We start from the raw sequence: 13,966 nt of genomic DNA, 5'->3' as shown, positions 1-13,966 counted from the left end.
TCACTCACCGCCCGAAGGGATGGCGGCCTGCCCGGCCTTGGCGCGCAGGGCGTTCAGCGCCGCGAGGTCGAGGAGGCCCTTGATCGACCCGTTCGTGCCGGTGCCGACGGCGACAGCGTGCGAGACGAGGGTCGGGTACGCCGACGCCACCGGGTCGTTCGAGAAGGTCACGTTGCCGAGGGCGCGGTCGATGATCGCCGGTGCGAGCGCCTTGCCGGTGTCGGCTTTCAGCTTCTCGTTCAGCACCTGCGCGGCCTCCGGCTTGTGCGCGTTCAGCCAGGCGATCGCATCCGCGTTGCCCTTGACGAGCGCCGCGACGGTCGCCGGATGCGCAGAGAGGAACTGCTGCGACACCACCAGCACCGTGGTCGGGAACGTCTTGTGCGGCCAGAGCGACGCCTCGTCGACGAGAACCTTCGCGCCGGCATTGACGACGAGAGTGGACGCCCACGGCTCGGGGAGCCACGCCCCGTCGAGCTTGCCGGTCTTGAACAGGGCCAGCGTCGACGCGTTGTCCGTGGGGTTGATGGTCACATCGCCCGACCCGGAGACCTGGGTCTTGTAGCCCTTCGACTTCAGCCAGTAGCGCAGTGCGACGTCCTGGGTGTTGCCGAGCTGCGGCGACGCCAGGGTCTTGCCCTTCAGGTCCGCCGCCGAGGTGATGCCGGGAGCGACCACCAGGGATGCGCCGCCGTTCGTCGCACCGGCGACGATCTTCAGGGATTCGCCGTGACTCTTGATGTAGGAGTTGATCGCCGGGCTCGGGCCGATGTACGCAGCGTCGATCGCGCCGGCACTGAGCGCCTCGATCTCGGCGGGTCCCGCGTTGAAGATCTGCGTGGAAAGTTTGGTCGAGCCCAGGGCGGCCGCGAGGCTGCCCTGCTGCAGGCCGATGAGCGCCGGTGCATGGGTGATGTTGTCGAAGTAGCCGAGGCGGAGAGTCGCCGCCGGGCTGCCGCCCGAACCCGAGGGCGGCGTCGCGGCGTCGGCGGACGAGCACGCGGCCAGAAGGGCGGTCGCAGCGACGGCCAGTGCGGCAGCGGCGACGAGACGGCCCTTGCGGCGCGTCAGAGCGGGGTGGTTCCTGCGATTGGTGCGAGTCATGATTCGGGCCTTTCGATGGAACGGACGATTCCCGCGGCGAGTGTGCCGCCGTCCTGCGGATGGATGAGGAGGAAGGCGCCGGAGCGCCGGTGGGTCGTGAATTCGTCGAGCGGGAGTGGGGTGCCCGTCTCGATACGCGCGAGCCCGATGTCGTTCAGCTCGAGTCGGTCAGCCGGCTCCAGCCCGAACGTGTCGAGGTCGCGCCGGCCTTCGAGCGAACCGACCCGGGCCTGAACGATCGACGTACCGGACTTGACGAGGAGCCGGTCGCCCACGGTCAGCGGCCGGTGCCCGAGCCAGAAGAGTTCGGCCACGAAACTGCTCGTGCTTTCGGGGAGGCTCCCCGCACTGCCGATCAGTGCGCCGCGGGCCAGGTCGAGGTCGTGCTCCAGTTCGACGGCGACCGACTGCGGGGCCGACGCTTCGGCCACAGGGCGACCGGCGACGGTGATCGACCGGACCACCGTCGAGGCTCCGCCCGGGTGCACGTCGACACGATCGCCGACACGGACCGTGCCGCTCGAGAGCTGGCCGGCGTACGCGCGGTAGTCGCGGAACGCATCCGGTTCCACGACCGTCGGCGAGACCGCACCCTGGGGGCGGAGGACCAGCTGGACCGGAAGCCGGAAGTCGGGGCTGCGCCCTTCGTGGTCATCCGTTGTCGGCAGGGTCTCCAGCAGGTCGAGCAGTGTTTCGCCGGTGTACCAGGGCGTGCGCTCCGACCGTTCGACCACGTTGTCGCCGTCGAGTGCCGATACCGGCACGACGCGGACATCCTGCAGCCCGAGCTCGTCGGTGACGGCCAGCAGGTCGGCCGTCAGGTCGGCGATCGGCTGCTCGGCGAAACCGAGCAGGTCGATCTTGTTGATGGCCACGATCACGTGCGGAACCCGCAGCAGGGCGAGAACCGAGAGGTGGCGGCGGGTCTGCTCGAGCACACCCTTGCGCGCATCGACGAGCACGATCACCGCGTCCGCCGTGGTGGCACCGGTGACCATGTTGCGCGTGTACTGCACGTGGCCGGGGCAGTCGGCGAGGATGAACGACCGCCGGCCGGTGGTGAAGTAGCGGTAGGCGACATCGATCGTGATGCCCTGCTCCCGCTCGGCGCGCAGGCCGTCGGTGAAGAGGGCGAGGTCGATCGCGCCCGTGTCGCCACCGAAGCCGCGCTCGATCGACGTGCGGGTGACTGCCTCGAGCTGGTCGACGAGAATCGACTTGCTGTCGTGGAGCAGGCGCCCGACCAGGGTCGACTTGCCGTCGTCGACGGAGCCGGCGGTTGCAAAGCGGAACAGCGTGCCGGTCGTGACCGGGGCTGCGAGCGCCGGCGGATAGTCGGTCGTCAGCGTCATCAGAAGTAGCCCTCTCGCTTGCGGTCCTCCATGGCTGCCTCGGAGATCCGGTCGTCGGCCCGCGTGGCGCCGCGTTCGGTGATGGTGGATGCGGCGATCTCGCGCACGACGTCGGTGACGGTGCGCGCATCCGACTCCACCGCTCCGGTGCAGCTCATGTCGCCGACCGTTCGGTACCGCACCTCGACGCGCTGGACACGCTCGTCCGGACGCGGCTCGGAGACCGGCCCGACCGCGCGCCACATTCCGTCACGGCGGTACACCTCGCGTTCGTGCGCGTAGTAGAGGGAGGGAAGTTCGATGCCTTCGCGTTCGATGTAGCGCCAGACATCGAGCTCTGTCCAGTTGCTGATCGGGAAGGCGCGCACGTGCTCGCCCGGGCGGTGGCGCCCGTTGTAGAGGTTCCAGAGCTCGGGGCGCTGGTTGCGCGGGTCCCACTGGCCGAAGCTGTCGCGCAGGGAGATGATCCGCTCCTTCGCCCTGGCCTTGTCCTCGTCGCGGCGCGCACCGCCGAAGACGGCGTCGTGGCGTCCGGCCGCGATGGCGTCGAGCAGCGGCAGCGTCTGCAGCGGGTTGCGCGTGCCGTCCGTGCGCTCGTCGAGGCGACCGTCGTCGATGTAGTCCTGCACACGTGCGACGGCGAGTTTCACACCCAGCTTCTCGACCGTGGCGTCCCGGAAGGCGAGCACCTCGGGAAAGTTGTGCCCTGTGTCGACGTGCAGCACGGGAAAGGGCACGCGACCCGGCCAGAACGCCTTCGCGGCCAGGTGCAGCACCACGACGGAATCCTTGCCGCCCGAGAAGAGCAGCACAGGGCGCTCGAATTCGGCGACCACCTCGCGGATGATGTGGATCGACTCGCTTTCGAGCACGTCGAGGATGTCGCCGGGGCGTGCGGCGGCGGCAGCCGACGTCGGTGTCGTTGTCGTCATTCGTGGAGCCCGCATTCCGTCTTGCCGAGTCCGGCCCATCGTCCGGACCGTGGGTCTGCGCCCGGTGCGACGCGCGCGGTGCACGGTGCGCATCCGATCGACGGGTAGCCGTCGGCCATCAGCGGGTTCACCGGCACCGAGAACGCCGACGCGTAGTCGAGCAGCTGGTCGAAGGTCCAGGCGGCGAGCGGGTTGACTTTGATCAGTCCGTTCTTCGCATCCCAGGCGATGACCGGGGTCGCGGCGCGTGTCGGGGCCTCCTCGCGTCGCACTCCGGTGAACCAGAGCTCGTAGGGTTCGAGGGAGCGGCCGAGCGGCTCGACCTTGCGCAATGCGCAGCACAGGTTCGGGTCGCGGGCGAACAGGTCCTTGCCGTGATCCAGGTCCTGTTCGGCGACGGTCCGTTTCGGCAGCACGTCGACGACCCGCACCGACAGCTCGCGGGCGACGGTGTCGCGGGTCGCGTAGGTCTCGGGAAAGTGGTATCCGGTGTCGAGGAAGAGAACATCGACACCGGGCAGGTACTGGGAGACGAGGTGGGGGAGCACGGCGTCGGCCATCGAGCAGGCGACGGTGGCGAGGCTCGTGTCGACGTTGCGTGCGACCCAGGCGACGACGGCGTCGGCGGGAGCGTCGCCCAGTTCGCGGGCGCCGCTCTCGGCCAGCTCACGCAGTTCGTCGTTCGACCGGCGGAGCGGCGTCTCGTGCGTGATGGTCATTTCAGCGCCTCCTCGTCTGCGCGGTGCGCCCATTCCGCGAACGTCTCCTCGTTCTCCCGGTCGTGCAGAAATCGGAGTACGAGGCGCTCGACATAGTCGGGCAGGTCGGTGGTGGTCACTTTGAGGCCGCGGATGGTGCGGCCGAGGCCCGGCTCTGCGCGGTCGTTCGAGGCGAGGCCGCCGCCAAGGTGCACCTGGAACCCGGGGGTCTGTCCGCCGTCGCCGTCGGGCAGCAGTTGCCCTTTGAGCCCGATGTCGGCGGTCTGGATGCGCGCGCACGAGTTCGGGCATCCGTTCACGTGCAGCGAGATCGGCGCCGGCAGCTCGACCGAAGCGAGCCGTTTCTCCAGCTCGCCGACCGCGCGGGCAGCCGCGGCCTTCGTCTCGACGATCGCCAGCTTGCAGAATTCGAGGCCGGTGCAGGCGATCGTCGAACGCCGGAAAGCGCTCGGTCGTGCGGACAGCCCGATCTCGTCGACCGCAGCGATCACGGTCTCGACGCGGTCTTCGGGGATGTCCAGCAACACCAGCTTCTGGTGCGGGGTGGTGCGGAGGCGCTGCGAGCCGTTCGATTCGAGGATCTCGGCCAGCCGGGTCAGTGCCGAGCCCGAGATGCGGCCGACGATCGGTGTCACCCCGATGTAGAACGCGCCATCCTTCTGGCGGTGCACGCCGATATGGTCGCCGGGCGTCGTCGGTGTGGGCGCGGCCGGGCCGTCGGGGAGCGGGAAGTCCAGGTATTCGTCTTCGAGCACCTGCCGGAACTTCTCGGCCCCCCAGTCGGCGAGCAGGAACTTGAGACGCGCCTTGTTGCGCAGGCGGCGGTACCCGTAGTCGCGGAAGATCGCGGTCACCCCGTACCAGGTCTCGGCCACGCGGTCGGGCTCGACGAAGACGCCGAGCCGTTCAGCCAGCCGGGGCGCAGTGGAAAGCCCACCACCGACCCACAGGTCGTAGCCGACGCCGAATTCCGGATGCTCGACCGCGACGAACGCGACGTCGTTGATCTCGTGCACGACATCCTGACTCGGATGCCCGGTCAGCGCCGTCTTGAACTTGCGTGGCAGGTTCGCCAGCTCCGGATCGCCGATGTACCGCTCCGTGATGGCGGCGATCGCAGGGGACGGGTCGATCAGTTCGTCGGCCGCGATGCCGGCCACCGGCGAGCCGAGCACGACGCGCGGAACATCGCCGCACGCCTCGGTCGTGCCGAGCCCGACGCTTTCGAGGCGCCTCCAGATCTCGGGAACGTCCTCCACGCGGATCCAGTGCAGCTGGATGTTCTGGCGATCGGTCAGGTCGGCCGAGTCCCGCGCGAACTCGGTCGAGATCCCGCCGATGATCCGCAGCTGTCCGGTCGACAGCTGGCCGCCGTCGATGCGCACGCGCAGCATGAAGTACTTGTCTTCGAGCTCTTCGGGCTCGAGGGTGGCGGTCTTGCCGCCGTCAATGCCGGGCTTGCGCTGGGTGTAGAGACCCCACCAGCGGAAACGGCCGTGCAGGTCGGTCGGGTCGATGCTGTCGAAGCCCAGCCGGGCGTAGGTGGACTCGATGCGTTCGCGGACGGAGAGTCCGCCATCCTCCTGCTTCCACGCTTCGTTGCCGTTCAGCGGGGTCGTTCCGTCGACCTTCCACTGCCCGTTGCTGCGCTGGCTGCCGCCGGTCAGGGGGCGGCGCGCTGCGACCGTGGTCGGAGCGCTTGCGGCGCTGTCTGGCATGCGGAACTCCTCGAATGGCGCTGGGGTGGGTTGGTTCCGCAAGTTAGCCCAGCGGGAGTTCCGCGGTCGAGGGCCGCAGCAACATGACGAAACAGGGGGCAACACGCGTCGGAATGTGACGGCGACTGTTGACTTTCGCTACCACTGCGTCGGCGAGTGTGCCTGTTGCGGTCGAGCGTGGCCGGCGCAACACGCACTCTCGACCGAAACGGGCACACTCGAACGTCGTCCGGAGCTCAGCCCTTGAGTTCGGCGTAGACCTTGAGCGCCTTCATGGTGCGCTCGCTTTCCTGGGCTGCCATCCGCAGAAGGATCGGCTGCATCATACGGAGCATCCCGTGGGTCGTCATCACGCCGACCCGGGTCACGCGCGTGCCCGTCCCGACAGCATCCAGGGTGTAGCGGATGTGCGCATCCAGGCTGCCTGACGGCTTCCTCTGGTGGAACTCCAGCGCCTGATCTGGCTCCTCTTCGACGAGTTCGCCGCGCATCCGGCCGACCGAGGTCGAGTCCTCGTAGGTGAGTTGAGCCGCGGGGCCGGAGGTTCCCACTTTCGTCCCGCGATAGACCATGGAGTGCGTCAGCCAGGTGGGATAGAGGTCGAGGGCGCGGATGGCCGCATAGACCTGCTGGGTCGTCGCGTCGATCTGGATGGTGTTCGTGATGCGTGCCACGGTTCCTGTATTACACCCGGCGGTCCGCTCGCGCATCAGTTCTGAGGGCGCCGCCCCAGCGCGCCGATTCACTCGATGCGCTGGCATCGGACTGATGTCAGCTCAACACGTCACCTCAATGCGCTGGACGCACATGGCCCTACGAGTCGCGGGAGCGACGCAGGACGAAGTTGACCAGGAGAGATGCTCCCACAACGACAAGAGCGGATCCGGCGGCAATGACCACTGCGTTGCCCGACAACACGACGGCCCAGAGGATCATTGCGCCGCCCAGAAATATCCCCGCAATGGATAGCCACGCTCGCGTCGCGGAGGATGTAGGTCTCGGTGTCACAGGGCACCCGTCCAAACGAGCATCGCCGAGTTCACAAAGGCGGAGAATAGTCCGACGCCGATGATGCCCATCGACAGGCGCCTTTTTCTTTCGGCGCGCACTGTCGCGGTGAGCGTCATTGCAACGACCGCGCCGCCAATTGCGATCAAGTGAACCCGTTCGGAGGGGACCAGCGCGAGAGCGGCAGAAGTTGCTACCGATGCCAGCAGCAGCCAACTCTTAAGGTCGCCAATTTCACCCCACCGTGGTCGGCGACTTGCAAGGCTGTCATCACGCGATACCACTTCACGGTCCCTCGGCATGCGGAATTGTCTCCTTTTGTGGCGGGATGATTGGCCCGGAACCGGCCCGGGCATAGGCAATTGCGATCCCGAGCGGTGAATGCCTACACGTTGTTTGACGCGGCGAGGCCAGATTCATAACGAAGCCCTCCCCAGATCGGAATGCTTAGGGCGGGCGGAGATCAGGGTTTCCCAAATCACGCGTTGTAACCTAGGGTATATATACCCTTTACATCAAGCCCTTGGAGCAACCATGAAACTGAACATGACAGCCGCCGGATTCATTGGGGCGGTGGCCCTGACCCTTCTGCCGGCGGTGTCCGCGACGGCTGCGATCTCCGCCACGACGAAGACGTGCAGCGGAACGCGCACTTCCGATTTCTGTGACCAGACCCGCAATTCGGCGGGCTCTCAGCGAGCGGTGATGACGATCAAGCTCACTGGAGGGGGTAATCAGTACTGGCAGATCAGCTCAGGTGGGATCGCGGGAAAGATCCTCTGTTCGGGCAGTGTCCCGGCGAATGGGGTTGCGCAGACTGTGGGTTGCAACGTGCCCGCCGGAACGATCGGGTTTCGAGTCAAGAACTTCCCGGGGACCCAGACCGCATCGCTAAACAGCTAGCCGGTCTGCGTGATCGCATCGTCTGAGATCGATACCTCTAACGCAACGCGTCGGAGGCGCGGGCAACTGGCGCGCGACCTGGTCGTGATACTGGTAGTCGCGATCCTGGCATCTGCCCTCATCAAAACCTATGTCGTCCGGTCGTTTTACATTCCCTCGGCATCGATGGAAAACACCCTTCACGTCAACGATCGAATCCTCGTCAACGAATTGGTGCCGAAACTCACCTCTGTCCACAGGGGTGACGTCGTCGTGTTCAAGGATCCCGGTGGATGGTTGCCTCCGGTCGGTCCCGCTCGACCCGGCCTGCTCGCCTCGGTTGTGGACGCCGCGTTCTCCTTCGTCGGACTGTCGGCGCAGGACAGTAGCCAGTACCTCGTGAAGAGAGTGATCGGAGTGGCGGGCGACCACGTGAGGTGCTGCAATGCCCTGGGACAGTTGTCCGTCAACGGGATGCCGCTCAAGGAGCCGTACGCGGTCGTTCCTCCCGGAGGTGCGAATGCGGCAACGCGGTCATTCGACGTGATAGTTCCCGTGGGCAGCCTCTGGGTAATGGGTGACAACAGGTATAACTCCCGCGACTCAAGTCTGAATCAGGAACTGCCTGGCAAAGGGTTTGTTCCCGTGACGGATGTGGTCGGCACTGCGATGGCAGTCATCTGGCCGACATCGCGATGGGCTTGGGTCGACAGCTACCCGGCGACTTTCGCCGGCCTGACGAACAGTGCGCTACCGCAGGATCCCCAGCTGCCGCGCAACCGAGACCGCGGCCGTGCGTGACGACACGTCGAGCTTCGAGAAGATGTGCACGAGATGCGACTTCACCGTCGTCTCACTGACGACCAACTCAGCAGCGATCTCGCTGTTCGAGCGCCCGGCGGCGACCTGGTCGAGCACCTCGATCTCGCGACGGCTGAGGCTGACCTGCGGCGCCCGCATCCGGTTCAGCAGCCGCCCCGCGATGGCCGGCGCCAGCGCGCTCTCGCCGGACGCGGCGGCGCGCACCGCCGCGATCAGCTCCGGCGGCGGGGTGTCTTTCAGCAGGTAGCCGCTCGCCCCGGCCTCGACCGCGCTGAGGATGTCGCCGTCGGTGTCGTAATTGGTCAGCACCAGCACATAGGGCGGTGCTTCGAGCTCCCGGATGCGCCGGGTCGCCTCCGCGCCGGTCGCATCCGACCCGAACTGCAGGTCCATGAGAACCAGGTCGGGGTTCTCCCGGTCGGCGAGTTCCACCGCCTCGTCAGGCGTCGACGCCTCGCCGACGACAGTGATGCCGTCTTCGTGGTCGAGCAGGGCGCGAATGCCTGCGCGCACGACAGGATGGTCGTCTGCTATCACGAGGCGGATCATCCGTCGGCCTCGAGCTTCAGCTCGACCGTGACGATGGCCCCACGGCCGGGCTCCGCGTCGATCGTGAGGGTTCCGCCGAGCTGGTCGACCCGCTCCCGGGCTGCGGTGAGGCCGAACGAATCGGAGGCGCCCGACGCTCTGGCGATGGCGACCGCGGCCGGGTCGAACCCGCGACCGTCGTCGCTGATGGTCAGCCGCACGGTGTCGGCGTCGCGGTCGATCGTGATGGTGGCGGAGCGCGCATCCGCGTGCTGTACGACATTGGCCATGGCACCCTGCGCAATCCGCAGCAGTGCCGTCTGCACGTCGATCGGCAGGTCAATCGCATCGGACACCCGCACGTGCACCTGCAGGGAGTCGCTGCTCCACTGCGTCTCGGCGAGCCGGCGCAGTGCGGCGCCGATTCCCTGGTCGACGAGGGCCGACGGGGTGAGCTCCCTGATGAACCGGCGCGTGTCGGCGAGATTGCTGGCCGCGGTCTCGCGGGCGAGACGGATGTACTCGGTCCCTGCGCCATCCGGAGCCTCGCGCTCAGCCGCGTGCAGCAGCATCTGGATGCTCGACAGACCCTGCGCGACCGTGTCGTGGATCTCGCGGGCCAGCCGTGCACGCTCGGCGAGAACGCCGGACTCGTGCTCGGTCTCTGCGAGCTGGTCGCGGGTCGCGATCAGCTCATCCATCAGCTGTTCCCGCTCCTGGGACTCGCGGGCGAGCGAGCGGTAGCCGAGTCCGATCAGGATGGCCACGCCGGCGCCCACAAGCGGTCCGACGATGCCGCCGACCGTCCATCCACCGTGCAGGCCGAGTGCGACGATCGCGAGGGCGGTCGCAGCCAGGACAGCGAGCGGTCCCCACCAGCCCGGCAGCAGGTGCAGGTAGAGGAAGAACAGCGGGAAGACGAGATATGCCGCTTCGGGAATGAGCCAGACGAGCACGATCCATTCGAGCGACAAGGCGAGCAGCCACAGGTAGCCGGCACCGCGGAACGCGCTGTGCGCGACGAGGCCGCCCAGAGCGTACGTCGCCAGCAGGATCAGGCAGAGCACGATCACCGCCAGGCTCGACGGGGTCGGCGCGACAATCGCGCGCACGATGACGAGCACGGTGAGGGCGACGAACACCACGTGAAGGCCGGTGCGAAGACCGACGAACACGGGGGTCAACGCGGTGTGAGTCATGTCAATTCAGGATACGTGCGAGGGGTCGCCGGGCCATCCATCAAAAGTTCGAGCTTTCGCCCCATCCTTCGTCGCCGCAGGTCCGTTCGCATGGGCGATGACCGGGGACGCCGGAAAAACGAGGCTGGAAGGGTCGCTGAACAGCGTCACAGAAAGGACCACACATGTTCGTCGCCTGGCGAGATCTTCGCTTCGCACGCGGCCGGTTCACCCTCATCGGATCGGTCGTCGCCCTCATCACCCTGCTCGTCGGATTCCTCAGCGGACTGACCGGCGGCCTCGCATCGCAGAACATCTCCGGCGTGCTCGAGCTGCCCGCCGACCAGATCGTCTTCTCGGTTCCGAAGGCCGACGCGTCGACCGGAGCGAGCTTCTCCGACTCCGCGATCACCGAGGCGCAGGCCGACTCCTGGTCGACCGCCGGCGACGTCTCCTCGGCGGTGCCGATCGGCATCACCCAGACCCGGGCGCAGGCCGGCGGCACCACAGCGAACGGCACGCAGGCCTCGATCGCGATCTTCGGCGTCGGCGCCGGCTTGGCCGGGGACCACCCGGCGACGGACGCGCAACTCGTACTCTCGAAGGGGGCAGCGGCGAACCTCGGGGTCAGCGCGGGCGACACGGTGACCATCGCAGGCACGGAATTCACCGTCGAGAGCATCACGGGGGACAGCTGGTACAGCCACACCCCCGTCGTCTACATGACGCTCCACGACTGGCAGTCATACTCGGCAGCGACCGGCAACCCCGGCGCATTCGCCACCGTCCTCACCGTCACCGGCACGCCGAACTGGTTGGCGGAGAACGCCGCCGCCGGCACGATCAGCCAGACGCCGCTCGGATCGCTGACCGCGATCGGTGCGTTCAAGTCCGAGATCGGCTCGTTGCTGATGATGGTCGCGCTGCTGTTCGGCATCTCCGCTCTCGTCATCGGAGCCTTCTTCACGGTCTGGACCATGCAGCGCAAGGGCGACATCGCCGTGCTCAAGGCACTCGGCGCATCCACCAGGTCGCTCGTCCGCGACGCGCTCGGGCAGGCGCTCGTCGTGCTCCTCGTCGGCGTCGGTGTCGGTATCGCTGTCGTCGCCCTTCTCGGAACCCTCGCGGGGTCGGCCCTGCCGTTCATCCTGAACCCCTTCACGACGCTGCTGCCCGCGGTGCTCCTGATCGCCCTGGGGCTCGCCGGCGCAGCCTTCGCACTCCGTTCCGTCACCTCCGCAGATCCACTCACCGCACTCGGGAGCAACCGATGATCCAACTCGACAGCGTCACACTCACCTTCCCCGACGGCGACAGCCGCGTCACCGCGGTCGACCGGGTGTCGCTCACCGCGCATCCGGGAACCGTTACCGGAATCACGGGCCCCAGCGGGTCCGGCAAGTCCAGTCTCCTGGCTGTCGCGGCTACGCTCATCCGACCCGACGCGGGTGCCGTGCTCATCGACGGCGTCGATGCGGCACGCCTGGGAGCGAAGGATGCGAGCGACCTGCGGCGCGATCGCATCGGAATCGTGTTCCAGCAGTCCAACCTGCTGCCGTCGCTCACCGCGCATGAGCAGCTCACCGTGATGAACGAGCTGGGACGGTCAGGCAGCCGGGCGCGACGCAAGACCGTTGCGGTGCGTGCCGTCGAAGTGCTCGACGCCGTCGGGCTGGCGGATCACTGCGACAAGCGGCCTCACCAGCTGTCGGGCGGGCAGCGTCAGCGCGTCAACATCGCTCGGGCGCTGATGAACGATCCCAGCGTTCTGCTCGTCGACGAACCGACGAGTGCGCTCGACCAGGAGCGCGGCGCGCAGATCATCGAGCTCATCCTGGGCCTCACTGCCAAGCTCGAGACGTCGACGCTGCTCGTCACGCACGACCTCGTGCACCTGCCGCGCATGCACGCGGTGGTCACCATGGTCGACGGACGCCTCTGCGCAGTGCCGGTCCTCGCCTGAATGTGCTGGCCGCCTCGTCGGCTGGCCCCCGGTCGGCGGGCGGTCAGCGGATCCCGACCGCCCGGCGCGCGTTGATCGACTTCGTCTGCGAGCGCAGCGTGAACAGGTCGACGAAAGTGCCGATGCCGAGCAGCCCCCAGGTCACCAGCCACAGGATGCCCCGCCCGTACTTGCCCAGGTAGAAATGCTGCATGCCGGCCAGGCCGACGAAGGTGAACACCATGAAGAAGTAGGCCGCGAAGACGGACTTCGACCGCAACGGGGCGATGGGAACCTGGATCTGGATCGTCTTCGGCATCGTGCCTCCTACTTCATGTTCTCGAGGTCGGCGACCCCGATACCCTCAGGCGGCCCGAGGTGTTTGTACAGGGGGAGGCTGGTGTCGAGCACGGGAACCTCGAGGTGCAGGGTCTCGCCTGCCACTGAGAAGGCGATCGGGTGCAGACTTCCCGGCGGCGAGTCGGTTGTCACGAAAAGGATTGTCCGGTTTCCGGGTGTCCCCACCTGTACGTAGCCCCCGGCCGGTACCGTGACGGGCAGCGGCGCTCCCGTAGATTCAATCATGACGTCGTGGTCGACGAAGTCCAGGTTCGAGAAGGTCACGACCAGGTTCGACACCTGCCCACCGTCCCCGCTGATCAGCACGGCGTTGCCGACGTGCACCTGGCCGATCGTCCCGCTGACCCCGTCGCTGGTCTCGACGGTGGTCTCGGTGGTCTGCGGCACGAAGAAGTCGCAGCCTGAAAGGCCGAACGCGATCATGGCTCCTACGGCCGCCGACAGCGTCGCGGTGAGCAGTCTTCTGGGGATCATGAGTGCCCTGTCATGGATCGGTCCTAGTCCGGAGTGTAGCGGGGCTTGCCCGCCTCGCACCATGGGCGTATATTCACCCATATGGGTGAATATCAGACACAAACTCTCGACCGGGTGTTCGGGGCCATCTCCGATCCCACCCGGCGCGAGATCCTGATCCGCCTCTCGACGGCGGATGAACGCGTCACGGATGTGGCACGTCACTTCTCGATCTCGCTCAACTCGGTTTCGAAGCACGTCCGCGTGCTCGAGCAGGCGGGACTCGTCAGCCGCTCCGTGCAGGGACGCAACCATGTGCTCTCGCTGAACGCAGCGCCGATGGCGGAGGCCGCCGACTGGATCGAGTACTACCGCGTGTTCTGGACCGACCGCCTGGCGGCCCTCGACCGTTTCGTCACCGGCACCACCACGCAAACCGGCACCACCACGCAAACCGGCACCACCACGCAAACCGGCACCACCCCGACAGACAAGGGAGCATCCGCATGACTGTGTACACTCCGAGCAGCCCGCTCATCGTCAAGCGCGTCATCGCCGCACCGGCCGACGTCATCTTCGACGCCTGGACCGACGCCGACAGCTTCGCGACGTGGATGACGGCTGGCCCGGTAACCCGCGCCGAAGCGACGACCGATCCGCGCGTCGGCGGCGAATTCACCGTCATGGTGCACACCCCGTCGGAGTCGCTCCCGCACCGGGGAACGTACCTCGTCATCGACCGGCCGCGTCGGCTGTCGTTCACCTGGTTTTCCCCGAACACCGACGACAAGGAGACCACCGTCACCGTCGACTTCACCGAGGTCGCCAACGGTACGGAGGTGGCCGTCACCCACGAGGGCCTGCCGAGCCGTCGCGCCTGGGATGCCCACTCGGGCGGGTGGGTCGCCTGCCTCGAAGCCCTCGACCGGCTCGCCGTCGCGCGCAGCCTCAGCTCGCGCGGCTGAAAG

Annotated in this window: 17 protein-coding genes; 6 read left to right on the top strand and 11 right to left on the bottom strand. The window is 67.2% G+C overall.

Going from position 1 to position 13,966, the window contains the following annotated elements; all coding sequences use genetic code 11:
* The 7 genes from ACPPVQ_RS17095 to ACPPVQ_RS17065 all read right to left on the bottom strand — a co-directional run bounded on the left by ACPPVQ_RS17095 (window position 1) and on the right by ACPPVQ_RS17065 (window position 7,135).
* Entirely contained in the window at window positions 1-1,104 is a 1,104-nt protein-coding gene (locus ACPPVQ_RS17095; RefSeq protein ID WP_426516328.1) for an ABC transporter substrate-binding protein, read from the bottom strand.
* A complete protein-coding gene (locus tag ACPPVQ_RS17090) occupies window positions 1,101-2,456 on the bottom strand; it encodes a sulfate adenylyltransferase subunit 1 (protein ID WP_426516327.1) in 1,356 nt (451 codons plus the stop codon). Before ACPPVQ_RS17090 ends, ACPPVQ_RS17095 begins: the two co-directional genes overlap by 4 nt.
* A complete protein-coding gene (gene cysD, locus ACPPVQ_RS17085) occupies window positions 2,456-3,388 on the bottom strand; it encodes a sulfate adenylyltransferase subunit CysD (protein ID WP_426516326.1) in 933 nt (310 codons plus the stop codon). Before cysD ends, ACPPVQ_RS17090 begins: the two co-directional genes overlap by 1 nt.
* A complete protein-coding gene (locus ACPPVQ_RS17080; RefSeq protein WP_426516325.1) occupies window positions 3,385-4,107 on the bottom strand; it encodes a phosphoadenylyl-sulfate reductase in 723 nt (240 codons plus the stop codon). Before ACPPVQ_RS17080 ends, cysD begins: the two co-directional genes overlap by 4 nt.
* Window positions 4,104-5,825, bottom strand: a complete 1,722-nt coding sequence (locus ACPPVQ_RS17075) for a nitrite/sulfite reductase (RefSeq protein WP_426516324.1) — start codon at window positions 5,823-5,825, stop codon at window positions 4,104-4,106. The genes ACPPVQ_RS17080 and ACPPVQ_RS17075 overlap by 4 nt, the downstream gene beginning before the upstream one ends.
* Before the next feature lie 236 nt (window positions 5,826-6,061).
* Window positions 6,062-6,499 carry an SRPBCC family protein gene (locus ACPPVQ_RS17070; protein WP_426516323.1) on the bottom strand — a complete coding sequence of 146 codons (438 nt, stop codon included), beginning with the start codon at window positions 6,497-6,499 and terminating at the stop codon, window positions 6,062-6,064.
* Window positions 6,500-6,829: 330 nt separating this feature from the next.
* Window positions 6,830-7,135, bottom strand: coding sequence for a hypothetical protein (locus ACPPVQ_RS17065; protein ID WP_426516322.1), 306 nt, complete (start codon window positions 7,133-7,135; stop codon window positions 6,830-6,832).
* Window positions 7,136-7,367: 232 nt separating this feature from the next.
* Here ACPPVQ_RS17065 and ACPPVQ_RS17060 point away from each other — a divergent pair, with 232 nt between their 5' ends.
* Window positions 7,368-7,736, top strand: a complete 369-nt coding sequence (locus tag ACPPVQ_RS17060) for a hypothetical protein (protein WP_426516321.1) — start codon at window positions 7,368-7,370, stop codon at window positions 7,734-7,736.
* Window positions 7,737-7,745: 9 nt separating this feature from the next.
* The gene (gene lepB, locus ACPPVQ_RS17055; protein ID WP_426516320.1) at window positions 7,746-8,516 is read left to right on the top strand and encodes a signal peptidase I; all 771 of its coding nucleotides are present in this window, start codon (window positions 7,746-7,748) and stop codon (window positions 8,514-8,516) included.
* On the opposite strand, the gene ACPPVQ_RS17050 is transcribed toward lepB, so the two are convergent.
* Together ACPPVQ_RS17050 and ACPPVQ_RS17045 are read right to left on the bottom strand one after the other, a co-directional pair.
* Window positions 8,466-9,086: a response regulator gene (locus ACPPVQ_RS17050; RefSeq protein ID WP_426516319.1), complete on the bottom strand. Its 621-nt coding sequence runs from the start codon at window positions 9,084-9,086 to the stop codon at window positions 8,466-8,468. The two genes, lepB and ACPPVQ_RS17050, sit on opposite strands and share 51 nt — an antisense overlap.
* Window positions 9,083-10,264 carry a sensor histidine kinase gene (locus tag ACPPVQ_RS17045; protein ID WP_426516318.1) on the bottom strand — a complete coding sequence of 394 codons (1,182 nt, stop codon included), beginning with the start codon at window positions 10,262-10,264 and terminating at the stop codon, window positions 9,083-9,085. The genes ACPPVQ_RS17050 and ACPPVQ_RS17045 overlap by 4 nt, the downstream gene beginning before the upstream one ends.
* A gap of 164 nt (window positions 10,265-10,428) precedes the next feature.
* Between ACPPVQ_RS17045 and ACPPVQ_RS17040 the strand changes: the two genes are divergently transcribed.
* Together ACPPVQ_RS17040 and ACPPVQ_RS17035 are read left to right on the top strand one after the other, a co-directional pair.
* The gene (locus ACPPVQ_RS17040) at window positions 10,429-11,517 is read left to right on the top strand and encodes an ABC transporter permease (RefSeq protein WP_426516317.1); all 1,089 of its coding nucleotides are present in this window, start codon (window positions 10,429-10,431) and stop codon (window positions 11,515-11,517) included.
* Complete coding sequence (locus ACPPVQ_RS17035; RefSeq protein WP_426516316.1) at window positions 11,514-12,206, top strand: ABC transporter ATP-binding protein; 693 nt, start codon at window positions 11,514-11,516, stop codon at window positions 12,204-12,206. The genes ACPPVQ_RS17040 and ACPPVQ_RS17035 overlap by 4 nt, the downstream gene beginning before the upstream one ends.
* A 43-nt stretch (window positions 12,207-12,249) precedes the next feature.
* On the opposite strand, the gene ACPPVQ_RS17030 is transcribed toward ACPPVQ_RS17035, so the two are convergent.
* Both ACPPVQ_RS17030 and ACPPVQ_RS17025 read right to left on the bottom strand, forming a co-directional pair.
* Entirely contained in the window at window positions 12,250-12,504 is a 255-nt protein-coding gene (locus ACPPVQ_RS17030; protein WP_426516315.1) for a TM2 domain-containing protein, read from the bottom strand.
* An 8-nt stretch (window positions 12,505-12,512) separates the two neighbouring features.
* Window positions 12,513-13,019, bottom strand: coding sequence for a hypothetical protein (locus ACPPVQ_RS17025; protein ID WP_426516314.1), 507 nt, complete (start codon window positions 13,017-13,019; stop codon window positions 12,513-12,515).
* 81 nt (window positions 13,020-13,100) lie between these two features.
* Here ACPPVQ_RS17025 and ACPPVQ_RS17020 point away from each other — a divergent pair, with 81 nt between their 5' ends.
* Window positions 13,101-13,508: an ArsR/SmtB family transcription factor gene (locus ACPPVQ_RS17020; protein ID WP_426516313.1), complete on the top strand. Its 408-nt coding sequence runs from the start codon at window positions 13,101-13,103 to the stop codon at window positions 13,506-13,508.
* The gene (locus tag ACPPVQ_RS17015) at window positions 13,505-13,963 is read left to right on the top strand and encodes an SRPBCC family protein (protein ID WP_426516312.1); all 459 of its coding nucleotides are present in this window, start codon (window positions 13,505-13,507) and stop codon (window positions 13,961-13,963) included. The genes ACPPVQ_RS17020 and ACPPVQ_RS17015 overlap by 4 nt, the downstream gene beginning before the upstream one ends.
* Window positions 13,964-13,966: the final 3 nt, after the last annotated feature.

The sequence above is a fragment of the Leifsonia sp. McL0618 genome (genome assembly GCF_049994905.1).
Taxonomy (GTDB): domain Bacteria; phylum Actinomycetota; class Actinomycetes; order Actinomycetales; family Microbacteriaceae; genus Diaminobutyricibacter.
Note: the sequence above shows the minus strand (reverse complement) of the source record. Positions and strands in the feature narration are given on the sequence as shown.

Excerpts from the sequence above, each read along its gene's own strand:
- ACPPVQ_RS17080 (WP_426516325.1), bottom strand. The coding sequence starts at position 4,107 with ATGACCATCACGCACGAGACGCCGCTCCGCCGGTCGAACGACGAACTG.
- ACPPVQ_RS17030 (WP_426516315.1), bottom strand. The coding sequence starts at position 12,504 with ATGCCGAAGACGATCCAGATCCAGGTTCCCATCGCCCCGTTGCGGTCG.
- ACPPVQ_RS17090 (WP_426516327.1), bottom strand. The coding sequence starts at position 2,456 with ATGACGCTGACGACCGACTATCCGCCGGCGCTCGCAGCCCCGGTCACG.
- ACPPVQ_RS17050 (WP_426516319.1), bottom strand. The coding sequence starts at position 9,086 with ATGATCCGCCTCGTGATAGCAGACGACCATCCTGTCGTGCGCGCAGGC.
- ACPPVQ_RS17065 (WP_426516322.1), bottom strand. The coding sequence starts at position 7,135 with ATGCCGAGGGACCGTGAAGTGGTATCGCGTGATGACAGCCTTGCAAGT.
- ACPPVQ_RS17015 (WP_426516312.1), top strand. The coding sequence starts at position 13,505 with ATGACTGTGTACACTCCGAGCAGCCCGCTCATCGTCAAGCGCGTCATC.
- ACPPVQ_RS17035 (WP_426516316.1), top strand. The coding sequence starts at position 11,514 with ATGATCCAACTCGACAGCGTCACACTCACCTTCCCCGACGGCGACAGC.
- ACPPVQ_RS17025 (WP_426516314.1), bottom strand. The coding sequence starts at position 13,019 with ATGATCCCCAGAAGACTGCTCACCGCGACGCTGTCGGCGGCCGTAGGA.
- ACPPVQ_RS17020 (WP_426516313.1), top strand. The coding sequence starts at position 13,101 with ATGGGTGAATATCAGACACAAACTCTCGACCGGGTGTTCGGGGCCATC.
- ACPPVQ_RS17060 (WP_426516321.1), top strand. The coding sequence starts at position 7,368 with ATGAAACTGAACATGACAGCCGCCGGATTCATTGGGGCGGTGGCCCTG.
- ACPPVQ_RS17045 (WP_426516318.1), bottom strand. The coding sequence starts at position 10,264 with ATGACTCACACCGCGTTGACCCCCGTGTTCGTCGGTCTTCGCACCGGC.
- ACPPVQ_RS17095 (WP_426516328.1), bottom strand. The coding sequence starts at position 1,104 with ATGACTCGCACCAATCGCAGGAACCACCCCGCTCTGACGCGCCGCAAG.
- ACPPVQ_RS17040 (WP_426516317.1), top strand. The coding sequence starts at position 10,429 with ATGTTCGTCGCCTGGCGAGATCTTCGCTTCGCACGCGGCCGGTTCACC.
- ACPPVQ_RS17075 (WP_426516324.1), bottom strand. The coding sequence starts at position 5,825 with ATGCCAGACAGCGCCGCAAGCGCTCCGACCACGGTCGCAGCGCGCCGC.
- cysD (WP_426516326.1), bottom strand. The coding sequence starts at position 3,388 with ATGACGACAACGACACCGACGTCGGCTGCCGCCGCCGCACGCCCCGGC.